This is a genomic window from Pedobacter sp. SAFR-022 (assembly GCF_051965375.1).
Lineage (GTDB): Bacteria > Bacteroidota > Bacteroidia > Sphingobacteriales > Sphingobacteriaceae > Pedobacter.
In genome coordinates this window covers 82,408-94,729 of sequence record NZ_JBQCME010000007.1, presented here as the reverse complement: position 1 = coordinate 94,729, position 12,322 = coordinate 82,408, and the positions used below count along the sequence as shown (strand labels likewise).

The window sequence follows — 12,322 nt, the reverse complement described above, 5'->3', positions numbered from 1 at the left end:
GGTAGCGGGGACCAGACTCGAACTGATGACCTTCGGGTTATGAGCCCGACGAGCTACCAACTGCTCCACCCCGCACTGTATTTTACTGAAAGGCTCCTGCCCTCCTCTTCATTTTTGTAGCCCGTAGGGGAATCGAACCCCTGTTTCCAGAATGAAAATCTGGCGTCCTCACCCCTAGACGAACGGGCCAAAATTAAAAGCGACTCACATTACTGCTTATGCTTTTCTTGGTAGCGGGGACCAGACTCGAACTGATGACCTTCGGGTTATGAGCCCGACGAGCTACCAACTGCTCCACCCCGCACTATTTATCAATTTAAAACGTTAAAGAACTAGCCTGCGTTGTTTTTAAATTGGACTGCAAAGATATATTTCGTTTCTTTGCATTGCAAATTTATTTTAAAAAAAAAGTTTATGTCACATAAAGCAGGTTTTGTAAGTATCATCGGGAAGCCCAATGTGGGCAAGTCTACATTGATGAACGCGCTGATCGGCGAAAAGCTCTCCATCATCACGCCCAAGGCCCAAACGACACGTCACCGTATCTTAGGGATCGTGAATGAAGAAGACTATCAAATTGTTTTTTCTGATACCCCTGGGGTCATCAAACCTAAATACGGACTACAAGATTCCATGATGCACTCCGTAAATGGTGCGCTTAGCGATGCGGATCTGCTTTTATTCGTTACCGATATCAATGAACAGTATGATGAGAATGATGTTCTGGAGAAAATCCTGAACACCACCATCCCAATGATTGTACTTATCAACAAGATCGACAATGCGACGCAGGATCAAGTGGATGAGAAAACTGCTTTCTGGCAGGAGAAGCTTAACCCTAAACACATCTTCGCCATCTCTGCATTGCATAAGTATAACTTGGACGGCATCATGACCATGTTACTGGAAAACCTGCCGGAGCATGCCCCATATTACGATAAAGAAGACCTTACCGACCGCAGTCAAAGGTTCTTTGTATCCGAGATCATCCGGGAAAAGATCTTTACCAACTACCAGAAAGAAATTCCTTATAGCACGGAAGTGGTCATCACCGCTTTCAAGGAAGAAGAAAAGATCACCAGGATCAGTGCGGAGATTATCGTAGAAAGAGACTCGCAGAAAAATATCCTTATTGGTAAAGGTGGTTCCATGCTTAAAAAGGTTGGTACAGAAGCGCGTAAAGACATTGAGAAGTTCCTGGATCAGAAGGTGTTCCTGGAAACTTTCGTGAAGGTATTACCCGACTGGCGTAGCAAAAAGAATTACCTAAAAAGCTTCGGGTACGAAAATTAAGCGTACCTTTGCAACCCCTTAATAATTAATACAATTCACACAACATATGAGTAACATTATTGCAATTGTCGGCAGACCGAACGTAGGCAAATCCACACTTTTTAACCGCTTAACTGAAAGTCGCAAAGCTATTGTTGATGATTTTAGCGGTGTAACACGTGACCGTCATTATGGTGTGGCTGAATGGACTGACAAACACTTTACTGTTATCGATACAGGTGGTTATGTAGCCAACTCTGAAGATGTTTTCGAAGCAGCGATCCGCGAACAAGTGGTTATCGCAATCGAAGAAGCAACGGTTCTATTGTTTATGGTGGATGTAACCACCGGCATTACCGATCTTGATGATGAGATCGCCCAACTTTTACGCAGAAGTAAAAAACCTGTATACATTGTCGTAAACAAAGTTGACAACAACGCACTTCAAAATGATGCCGCAGTTTTCTATGGCTTTGGTTTAGGCGAAATCTATCCAATCTCTTCCATGACGGGATCTGGCACAGGTGATCTACTGGATGATGTCATCACACACTTTGAGGACGTTGTAGAAGAAGAAAATGCTTTGCCTAAGCTTACCATTGTAGGCCGGCCTAACGTTGGTAAATCTTCGCTGATCAACGCGCTGATGGGTAAAGACAGAAACATCGTCACCCCGATCGCAGGTACAACCAGAGATTCCATTCACATACACTATAACCAGTTCGGGCATGAGTTCATGTTCATCGACACAGCAGGTTTAAGAAAGAAAACAAAAGTTAAAGAGAACATCGAGTTCTATTCTGTAATGCGGACCATTAAAGCTTTGGAAGAAGCTGATGTGGTGATCCTGATGATCGACGCGGTAGAAGGTTTAGAGTCGCAGGACGTAAACATCTTCCACCTTGCAGAGAAGAACAAAAAGGGTATCGTGATCCTGGTAAACAAATGGGATCTGATCGAGAAGAACAATCAAACGGTTAAACAGTTCGAAGAACAGATCCGCCAGAAACTTCAGCCTTTTACAGATATCCCGATCATCTTTACTTCTGTGGTTAACAAGCAACGTATCTTCCAGGCGGTGGAGACAGCACTTGAAGTTTATAAGAACAGAAGCAAAAAGATCCCGACTTCAAAACTGAATGACGTGATGCTGCCGATCATTGAAAACTATCCGCCGCCATCCCAAAAAGGAAAATACATCAAAATTAAATACATCACACAGATCAACGCAAGCTCTCCGATGTTTGCCTTCTTCTGTAACCTTCCTCAATACATTAAGGAGCCTTACAAGCGCTTCGTAGAGAACAAACTACGTGAGCACTTCGACTTCAAAGGCGTACCTATTCAGATCTATTTCAGACAGAAATAGGAAAGAAATACATTTCAGGAAAAAAGAATTTTCAAGATGGTTATTGCAGACTACTTAAAGCCTGCTTAACCATCTTGTCGTTTAGATTCAGTGCTCTGTAATAGCCTGCATCTCCAAGATGGTATTTGTATAGCAATAGCCTTAAGTCAGTGCTGATGTTGTTCTTAGACGCTAAGAACTGCTTCGGATCCACGGTAATCCCCCGCTGTTGGATGTACCTGGTAAGATCTTTCAGGTCATTTTCACTAACGCTGAACATGTTCAGGTTATGCTCCAGGTAAGTTGGATTGTACCGCTTTGCAAGAACCTCAAATACAAAATCAAACAGTACATGTTTATCGATTAATTCAGTGTAAAGCTTTGTAACGCCTGTGGTATCCATTCTTACATAGATATCCGGCTGAATACCCCCTCCACCAAACACACGCTTTCCAGAGGCCGTTATATAAGCTCTCCCGCCTTTTAGGGAATCGCGAAGCCGATCAACCTTTTCCGTAAGCTCGCCTTTGGTAAACCTTTCATCTACCTCATGCTGGTAAGCGCTATAGCCCTTTTTATAGGACTTCTGAATGCTTCTGCCAAGCGGCGTATAATATCTTGCGATCGTCAAGTTCAATGCAGAACCATCACCGAAAGGAAATTGCTCCTGCACCAATCCTTTTCCGAACGAGCGGCGACCGATGATCAGGCCCCTATCCAAGTCCTGAACTGCACCGGCCAGGATCTCACTTGCAGATGCCGTCTGCTCATTGATCAGTATAGCAAGTTTGCCATGTTCGAAAGCGCCGCCTCCGGTTGAAATATAATCGGTCCGTGGCTCGTGCTTGCCTTCCGTATAAACGATGAGCTCATTCTCCGGCAAAAGCTGACTAGCCAATCCGGTGGCCGCGGTCAGATAACCACCTCCATTATCTCTTAAGTCGAGCACAAGCTTGCTCATGCCCTTTTCTTTCAGCTTCCTTACGGCTTCCACAAAATCCTGGTCTGTGTTAGCTCCAAACTTACTGATGCGCACATACGCCGCTTCATTGTTCAGCATGTAGGCTGCGTCAATACTGCTCACCTGCACCTTGCCCCGCTTTACCGTAAGTTCTACGGGCTTGAAACCGGTTCCATGAAGCACCGTGAGTTTTACTGGCGTACCACGTTTGCCTTTGATCTTACCGATCATCTTCGCCCGGGGTAGTCCCATTCCAGACACCATGGTGCTGTCGACCTTCAAGATCCGGTCGCCAATCCGCATACCCGCATGATAAGCCGGACCATCCTTAACCACATTGGTTACCAATAAAGAATCATTCAGAATATAATACTCGATGCCAATGCCTTCAAACTGCCCCTCCAGTAGTTCATTCTGTTCAAAGGCTTTCGCCGGTGGCAGATACACACTGTGTGGGTCAAGCTGATGCAGCATGCTGTCAATCGGCATTTTCTGAAGCTTTTCAGTGTTCACCTCGTCCACATAGTTCTTGTTGATGATGGTGAGGATTTCGTCTACTTTTTCATCATTATTATCAGCATAGGTGATACGCTTTTCGACAGTAAAGCCCTGATCCCTCAGAAACTTGTAACCAAGGAACATTCCACCTATTAGAGTGAGCGAGTATGTTAGGGCAATGTAAAGGTTCTGACGGGTATTTTTATTCATGGAGACGATCTAATACAAAGTTATGCATTTGCCGTTTTAGTTGCTTACTTAACTACGTTTAATTGATAATGTTTTGCAAGTTTTTTCTTCAGGAAAAAACTGCCGGAAAATTCAATGAAATACGCTCCGGAATGGTGCATTATACCTGTATGCTGACCCGAAATACAGCCGAAATAGATTACAATTTCCGGTTTAAAAAGAAATTAACGAGTTTTAACAAAAAATCTAAGCTATGATACGCGTAACTGAGCAGGAATCCCACTACAACAATATTGATCAAATGTCCATTCTGGAGATCCTTCAGGGCATTAACAAAGAAGATCAAACGGTTCCGCTTGCTGTTGAAAAAGTTATCCCGCAGATCGAGAAGCTTGCAGAAGCCGTAACCGAAAGGATGAAAGCAGGCGGCCGCTTGTTTTATATAGGTGCCGGCACCAGCGGCAGATTAGGCGTTGTAGATGCTTCAGAATGCCCACCTACTTTCGGCGTACCCTTCGACTATGTGGTTGGCATCATTGCCGGTGGCGATACAGCGATTCGAAAGGCCGTTGAAAATGCCGAAGATGACAGCGAACAAGCCTGGATTGACCTCAGCGAATACCAGATCAACGAGAAAGATTGTCTGATCGGACTGGCAGCCTCGGGTACAACGCCTTACGTGATCGGTGGACTGAAGACTGCCAGACAACACGGCATTCTTACCGGCTGCATCATCTGTAATGAAGGTGGTCCGATTGTAGCGGAGAGCGATTTTCCGGTGGAGGTTGTGGTTGGCCCCGAATTTCTAACCGGATCTACCCGTATGAAATCCGGAACAGCGCAAAAGCTGGTCTTAAACATGCTCAGCACTACGGTAATGATAAAACTTGGCCGGGTAAAAGGCAATAAAATGGTTGATATGCAGTTAACCAATCATAAGCTGATAAACAGAGGCATTTACATGATCATGGAAGAGTTAAACATCGATCAGGCAAGTGCAGAGGAGCTCCTGAACCAACATGGGAGCGTCCGAAAAGCTGTTGACGCTGCTCACAAATAAATCAAACAACACCCATGCACGAGATTGAACCATATTATCAGTGGCGCGATTATTACATCGCCGCTGAAGATGACCGTTCGCCATTTTACAACACGGAATATTCCGAGTTTCATTTCGATAAACAGCTCTATAATTTCCTGATTCACCCCCAATGGGATGATTTCGGCTCCAGCACGCTCTATCTAAAAATACTTTTTGTAGACTACGACCGTGGTTATGCCATCATCGAATATATCGGGGAATGGAATGATGCCATCAGCAATGACATCATGCTCATGAAGCGTGAAATTTTAGAACTGATGATCGATGAAGGCATTAACAAATTTATCCTCATCGGAGAGAATGTACTGAACTTCCATGCTTCGGAAGACAGCTATTACGAAGAGTGGTTCCAGGATGTGGAAGATGGATGGATTGCAGGCATCAACTTCAACGATCATGTGATCGAAGAGTTCCGCAGCAGCAACATCGATTACTACATCAATTTTGGAGGCCAGCTGGACGATTTGGCATGGCGGACGATGAAACCCATCCAGATTTTCAAAAAAGTTGAAGAAACCCTGACAAAAAGGCTCGGGGCATAGCTTTTGTATCTATCGGGTAATGATTATCTTTATTAATAAAATTTAACACAAATGGATAACAACAACAATTATGAATGGGCACAAAGACCTGTATACGTACAGGAAGAGAAAGGTGCCGTTGCAAAGAAGTTTTTTGCAAACGTCTTTCTTTGGATGTTTATAGCCCTTGGACTATCTACACTTGCTGCCTTTTTTATGGCAAACACGCCAGGCTATATGGATTACCTGATCAGGTATGACGAAACCGGAATGCGTGCTGGCATGAGCACATTGGGCTATATTGTAATGTTTGCTCCACTTGGTTTAGTAATGCTCATGAGCGCCGGCTTAAGCCGACTTTCTTATACCGCCCTGCTGGGTGTATTCGTACTGTATTCAGTACTGACCGGGGTTAGTTTAAGCTTCATCTTACTGGCTTATACCACAGGCTCTATCGTAAGCTGTTTTGCAGCTGCCGCTGGTATATTCGGCATTATGGCCTTCCTTGGTTACACAACCAATACAGACCTTACGCAATTCAGATCAATCCTGATGGTCGGTCTTATCGGTCTGGTGATCTGTACCGTGATCAATATGTTCCTTGGTAGCTCACAGTTTGACTACATCTTAAGCTTCTTCGGTGTTGCAATCTTCACCGCATTAACCGCTTATGATGTTCAGAAATTGAAAATGATCGGTCAGGGTATTGAAGAAAACGGCGACACGATCGCTGCTGCAGACTCAAAGAAACTTGCCATTATGGGCGCATTAAGCCTTTATCTGGATTTCCTTAACATTTTCCTTTATCTGTTAAGAATCTTCGGTAACAGAAGGTAATTCTAAAACATCGTTTAAAGCCGGCTGTGTCTGTTGATGCAGCCGGCTTTTTTATGACTAAGCCAAAATGGCTTCATCTTCTTTGATTACGCCATCTAGTAAATGCAGGATTCTGGAACCGTAAGTAGCATTCAGTTCGGAGTGGGTAACCTGTATAATGGTGATACCCTCCTCCTGATTTAGCTTTTTAAACAGATCCATGATCTGCAATGCCTGGGTAGACTGCAGGTTTCCAGTGGGCTCATCTGCCAGGATGATGGATGGTTGCGCAACTAATGCCCTGGCAATACCAACCAGCTGCTGCTGTCCGCCGGATAGTTGATTTGGAAACAGATCTTTTTTAGCGACGATATTAAAGCGATCCAGGACATCGGCCACCCTGCTTTTGCGTTCTGCACTGCCTACCTTCTTGTATAACAAGGGTGCTTCGATGTTCTCGGCAACAGTCATCTCATCAATGAGGTGGTAAGCCTGGAAGACAAAGCCAATATGATGGCGGTACAGCTCGATGCGCTTACTTTCCTTCAATGCGGAGACATCCTCGCCCATGAATTCGTATTTACCATAAGTGGGTTGTTCCAGCATACCCAGGATATTCAGCAAGGTTGATTTTCCGGCACCGGAAGGTCCCATTACACTTACAAATTCACCCTGACCGATCTGTGTGGTCACATGGCGCAGCACATAGTTCTTAACGCCTTTGTTGCTGTAGTACTTTTCGATATTTGATAGTGCGATCATCTGATGTATATTTTTTTAAGTTAATTATTTTGTTCTAAATACCTGAATGTCAATCTAAAGGCTATTCGTACTTCAGCGCATCCACCGGATTGGTGCCAGCAACTTTATAGGAACGCAGGCTTACCGTTAATAGGGTTATCAACATAGATATGAACATCGCGGCAAGGAATGGCCAGATACTTAGATCAATGCGATAAGCGTATTGGCTGAGCCATTGATTGATCAGGATGTAGGCAAGTGGCCAGGCAAATAAATTTGCTAAAAACACGAGTAACAAGAAAGAACCATTAAGCAGTCGAACCACTTCGAAGGTTGAGGCGCCAAGTACTTTTCTTATGGCCACCTCACGTGTTCGCTGTGTGGTTACAAAGGAGATCAATCCGAACAAGCCAACAAAGGAGATGAAGATGATCACCAGGGAAAACACCCTGAAGAGTACCCCCATGATGCGTTCGGAGTCGTAGTATTCATCTAAATCGTCGTTTACAAAGCTGGCATCATAGACATCATTCGGAAAGGTCTCATTCCAAAGCTGCTCCACCATTCGCATGGCCTGAGGCACTTCAGGGCGGTCCATCTTAACGGCCATGTTGTAGTAGTCCCATTTATTGGAAGACATAGCAATCGGCGAAACCTGCTCGTGCAAAGATTTATCATTGAAGTCCTTGCTTACGCCTACAATTCGGGCTGTCACATCATTTATCGTGAGCAGCTTACCTAATGCTTTTTCCGGCTCCACAATACCGTTCCGCTTCAAAAAGGTTTCATTTACAACAAAGGCATTGGCGGTATCACTCTTTGGCAGGGCTTTACCCGCGATCAGTTTGATGCCAAAAGTTTCGAAGTAATGTTGGTCGACATGCATGGTCCTGATCTGAAAGTCCTTATTCTTGGTGCCATTAAGCGAGAAGTCGGACTCAGAGACATTGTTTGAAGAAGGAGGAACATCACAAAAGCTAACCTGTCGCAGTCCTGGGATGGTAAGCAGTCGTGCTTTAAAGTTTTCATGTTTCTGCAGACTTAAGCTGTCTGCAGGTAAGCTTAGCATTGCCACCGCTTCTGTGTCAAACCCAAGCGGTTTTTCCCGCATGTAATTCATCTGTTTTAGCAACACCAGCGTGGCGATAACCAGTACAGTGGTGATCGTAAATTGCAGTACCAGCAAAATCCTGCGTAAGCCTAAACCCGCATTGCTGTTGGCATTAATCTTATTTTTTATCGCAAGGGCGGGATTGAAACCCGAAATAATCAATGCTGGATAGAAGCCTGCAAGTAAGCTTACCAGTACCACCAGGCCCAGCAGGAATACAAATATGACCGGATATTGAAGTAAGCTGAAGGAGATCTTTTCATCGAAAAGCTGCTGCATATAGGGCAGTGCCGCTTCGGTTAGTACGCAGGCAATCAGCATGGCCATAATACTTACCGCCAGGGTTTCACTGAGAAACTGCATGATGAGTTGCCGGCGTTCGCCACCCATAACTTTACGGATCCCGACTTCTTTTGAACGGCCAATTGCTTGTGCCGTAGCCAGATTGATAAAGTTTATACAGGCGGTAAGGATCAGAAACAGCCCGATGATCGACAAGCTATAGATCTCAGCCTTTTCAACGATCTTTCCAGCGAAGTTGCCATAACGGCCATTGTGATGGATGTCCTGCAATGCCTGGAAAGTATGGTATTGCTGGCCGGATTCATCATTATCCTTGTATTTTGTTTCGTTGAATTTGGCTAGGGCTACCTCAGCATCAGCGAGTTGCACATCTTGCTTAAGTAGCACGTAACACTCAGAGCTCGAACGTACGGTCCCAAAGTTCTTGTCGTCCTTAAGACTGAATGTTGCGTAGCTGAATACGACCTCCAGGGCTAGATTTGTATTTTCTGGCCGGTCTTTAAAAATCGCCGTGACGCGGCAGTCCTCATTCTTTTGGAAGCGTAATGTTTTACCCAGCGCGTTATGCCGGTCGCCGAAATACTTAATTGCAGCTTTCTCCGATAAGGCTACGGTGTTCGGTGCGATTAAATCCTGTTTTGGATCACCAGACAACCAATTAAAATTGAAGATCTCGAAGAACTCAGGCTGGGCGAAGTATGCTGCTTCGTAATCTTTGAATTTCAATTGCCCTGCTTGATCAAGCGCTGCCAGTACACCGGTGGTACGCTGAATGGCTGCCACTTTCTCCAACTGTGGGATGTCGTTACGGATAGCCGCAGCAAGTGGAATTGGTACCCCCTGAGAGGCGTCGGTACCGCTTTTATACGTCCAGTTACTAACCACCCGGTAGATGCGGTCTTTGTTGCTGAAATCATCATCATAACTCAGCTGATACCTGATGAAAATGAAGATCAGGATGCAGCCAGCCATGCCCACGGAGAGACCTGCAACATTAATGAAGGTGTAAACTTTGTGTTTCCACAAGTTACGCAAAGCGATTTTTAAGTTGAGCTTGAACATGGCGCAGCGATTACTGGATAAATTTATTCATGTTTTAACACTTTGGCGGGATTGGCCTGAACAGCTTTAGTTGCCTGCAGGCTTACTGTAATTATGGCTAGCACAACTGAAATGATCCCCGCAATAGCAAAAGGTACGATGGAGATCTCAATGCGATAGGCAAAAGTGTCCAGCCAGGTTTTTGCGAGGATGTATACAAATGGCCATGCAATTAGATTCGCCAACAGCAGCATCCATAGGAAGAAAGAATTTAAGAGCTTGAGCACCTGAAAATCTGAGGCACCGAGTACCTTACGCACTGCAATTTCTTTGCTCCGGTTGCTGGTCATGATTTTAGAGAAAGCGAACAAACCAAGAATGGCAATGAAAACGGTAAGCATGGAAGCGGTGAAAAAGACAGACTTCAGTTGCTCCTGCTTTTTGAACAGTCGGCCGTAGAGTTCATCCAGGAAATCATACCGGAAATCTTCACCATCCAGCTTGTTGATCTCTGGCCATTGTTTTTTCAAGCTTGCAATGACTGCAGCCATCTTTCCTGCTTCTACTTTAAGCATAATTTCTAAGCGTGGATTGCCGCAGGGATTCTTCATGGTGTAGATGGTTGGCTGTACGGCAGCTTCAAAGCCCTGAGATTTGACATCTTTGATTACACCGACAATTTTGTAGTCTATATTACAGCCGCGGATCGTCTTGCCAACGGGATCTAGGATTCCGTATTTAGCAGCGGCACTTTCATTGATGATCGCGGAATTTACGGTGTCCCGTTTATATTCATTTGAGAAAGTCCGGCCAGATTTCAGTTTAATGCCAAGCGTTTCAAAGTAGTCAAAATCCACATCCACGAAGTCGAGCAGTGCTTCCTTCCCGTCTAAAGCATAGCTGTTACTGCCTGTTTCTGTTCCTCCAGGAGTAACGTTCGCCGCTGTTGCAGATTTGATGCCTTCAATTTTCAGCATTTTCTCCCGCAGAGGGGCAAAGACTTCTGGCTTGTTGAACATGGTCATGTTTTTAATGAGCAGGACTTGATCTGCTTCAAACCCGGTATCTTCCGTTTGGATGTAGCTTACCTGTTTGCTCACGATGAGTATTCCGGCAATAAAGATTACGGCAATGGCGAACTGAACAACCAGTAGTCCTTTTCTGGTCCAGCTGGTCTGTATGCCAGTGTGGAAGTGACCTTTAAGTACGCCTGCAGGAGTAAAGCCGGAAAGAATTAATGCGGGGTAAACCGCAGCAATGAGGGTCACTACCACCAGAATAAGTGGAAGTATCCAGTACAGCGCTTCAGCCCCCTCCCACAATGACAGTGGCACTCCTAAAAGATTATTAAATGCCGGCATAAAGAGCTCCGCAAGAACTAGGGCCAGAATCAAGGATACGAGACATTGGGCCATGATCTCGAATAAGAATTGTACGGTAAGCATCTGGCGATAGGAACCCAATACTTTCTTGATCCCCACTTCTTTCGCCCTTTTATTCGCTTGAGCAATGGTGAGATTGGTAAAGTTGATACAGGCAATTACAACGATAAGTATACTTAAGATGAACAAGGCAATTACAACCTTGTAGTTCGTGTCATTTCCGGCAATCGGTTTAAGGTGGAGATTCGACAGTGGATCTAGGAAAATCGTTTCGTTTTCTATCGAAGCCCGATCTACATTCGCTTTAATTAGGCCTTCTTTTAAAAGGCGGTCAATCTTAACCTGCAATGCACTAATGTCGGTGCGAGGTTTCACCTGTATATAGGTGTAGTAATTTGGAAAACCAAAACCCTCGGAAACACCAAGATAGTTCCCGATTGCAATGGCATCAAACTGAATATTGGAATGGGGATTCGGGACAATGGAGCCATGTATGGTTCCGGTAATACCCAAGGCCTTGTTGCCCATCATGACGAGTTCAGGCATGTTGTCTTTTTTACCAGGAAACAGCGTGCGTATGCTAGCTTCATTCAAATAGGTCAGTCGCTCGAATTCTCCTTTGGGTTTTTTCAACCCGCCTTGCGGACGCAGGTTGAATATCTTCGCCGCATTATAATCCATCACCATCGTGTTCTTCAAGTATATTCTGCCAGCATCACTGATTATGGCAAAGTCCAGGTTCGATGGCGTCATCTTACCGACCAATTCCACTTCCGGACAGTGTTGCGCGATAAGCTCTGCAAGCGGTGGTGGGGTGAAGTTGGTTTTGAGGTCCTTTAGATCACGGCCAACGATGTAGATGTGCTCATAATTCGGATTATCCTTATCATAACTGGTCTCATAATTCACATACAGCGCAATCAGGATAAATGCAGCTAGAGCCACGGACAATCCACCGATATTGATCAAGGACACGGAGAAGTTCCTTTTCAGGTTACGTAAGGCAATTTTAAGGTTGAGTTTAAACATGGCGTTTA

Annotated in this window: 9 protein-coding genes and 3 tRNA genes; 5 read left to right on the top strand and 7 right to left on the bottom strand. The window is 44.8% G+C overall.

Annotated elements, in window-relative coordinates; translation table 11 throughout:
* Positions 1-2: 2 nt before the first annotated feature.
* The 3 genes from ACTHQF_RS15410 to ACTHQF_RS15400 all read right to left on the bottom strand — a co-directional run bounded on the left by ACTHQF_RS15410 (position 3) and on the right by ACTHQF_RS15400 (position 304).
* Positions 3-75: transfer RNA gene (locus ACTHQF_RS15410), tRNA-Met, on the bottom strand.
* A gap of 42 nt (positions 76-117) precedes the next feature.
* A tRNA-Glu gene (locus ACTHQF_RS15405) sits at positions 118-189 on the bottom strand.
* A gap of 39 nt (positions 190-228) precedes the next feature.
* Positions 229-304: transfer RNA gene (locus ACTHQF_RS15400), tRNA-Met, on the bottom strand.
* A 110-nt stretch (positions 305-414) separates the two neighbouring features.
* On the opposite strand from ACTHQF_RS15400, the gene era reads away from it, so the two are divergent.
* Both era and der read left to right on the top strand, forming a co-directional pair.
* Positions 415-1,293 carry a GTPase Era gene (era, locus tag ACTHQF_RS15395; protein WP_440431530.1) on the top strand — a complete coding sequence of 293 codons (879 nt, stop codon included), beginning with the start codon at positions 415-417 and terminating at the stop codon, positions 1,291-1,293.
* Positions 1,294-1,339: 46 nt separating this feature from the next.
* Positions 1,340-2,641 (top strand): ribosome biogenesis GTPase Der, encoded by a 1,302-nt coding sequence (der, locus tag ACTHQF_RS15390; RefSeq protein WP_440431528.1) that lies wholly within the window; start codon positions 1,340-1,342, stop codon positions 2,639-2,641.
* 40 nt (positions 2,642-2,681) lie between these two features.
* Here the strand turns inward: der and ACTHQF_RS15385 are convergent, their stop codons facing one another.
* Positions 2,682-4,289 (bottom strand): S41 family peptidase, encoded by a 1,608-nt coding sequence (locus ACTHQF_RS15385; RefSeq protein WP_440431526.1) that lies wholly within the window; start codon positions 4,287-4,289, stop codon positions 2,682-2,684.
* 232 nt (positions 4,290-4,521) lie between these two features.
* On the opposite strand from ACTHQF_RS15385, the gene murQ reads away from it, so the two are divergent.
* Genes murQ through ACTHQF_RS15370 form a run of 3 tightly spaced genes read left to right on the top strand, consistent with a single transcriptional unit; the run spans position 4,522 to position 6,728 of the window.
* Positions 4,522-5,328 (top strand): N-acetylmuramic acid 6-phosphate etherase, encoded by an 807-nt coding sequence (gene murQ / locus ACTHQF_RS15380; RefSeq protein WP_440431524.1) that lies wholly within the window; start codon positions 4,522-4,524, stop codon positions 5,326-5,328.
* A gap of 14 nt (positions 5,329-5,342) precedes the next feature.
* Complete coding sequence (locus ACTHQF_RS15375; protein WP_440431523.1) at positions 5,343-5,912, top strand: hypothetical protein; 570 nt, start codon at positions 5,343-5,345, stop codon at positions 5,910-5,912.
* 51 nt (positions 5,913-5,963) lie between these two features.
* Positions 5,964-6,728, top strand: a complete 765-nt coding sequence (locus tag ACTHQF_RS15370; protein WP_440431521.1) for a Bax inhibitor-1/YccA family protein — start codon at positions 5,964-5,966, stop codon at positions 6,726-6,728.
* Positions 6,729-6,785: 57 nt separating this feature from the next.
* On the opposite strand, the gene ACTHQF_RS15365 is transcribed toward ACTHQF_RS15370, so the two are convergent.
* From ACTHQF_RS15365 to ACTHQF_RS15355, 3 genes are all read right to left on the bottom strand, one after another.
* Positions 6,786-7,469 carry an ABC transporter ATP-binding protein gene (locus ACTHQF_RS15365; RefSeq protein WP_440431519.1) on the bottom strand — a complete coding sequence of 228 codons (684 nt, stop codon included), beginning with the start codon at positions 7,467-7,469 and terminating at the stop codon, positions 6,786-6,788.
* A gap of 61 nt (positions 7,470-7,530) precedes the next feature.
* Positions 7,531-9,924, bottom strand: a complete 2,394-nt coding sequence (locus ACTHQF_RS15360) for an ABC transporter permease (protein WP_440431517.1) — start codon at positions 9,922-9,924, stop codon at positions 7,531-7,533.
* 23 nt (positions 9,925-9,947) lie between these two features.
* A complete protein-coding gene (locus ACTHQF_RS15355) occupies positions 9,948-12,314 on the bottom strand; it encodes an FtsX-like permease family protein (RefSeq protein WP_440431515.1) in 2,367 nt (788 codons plus the stop codon).
* Positions 12,315-12,322: the final 8 nt, after the last annotated feature.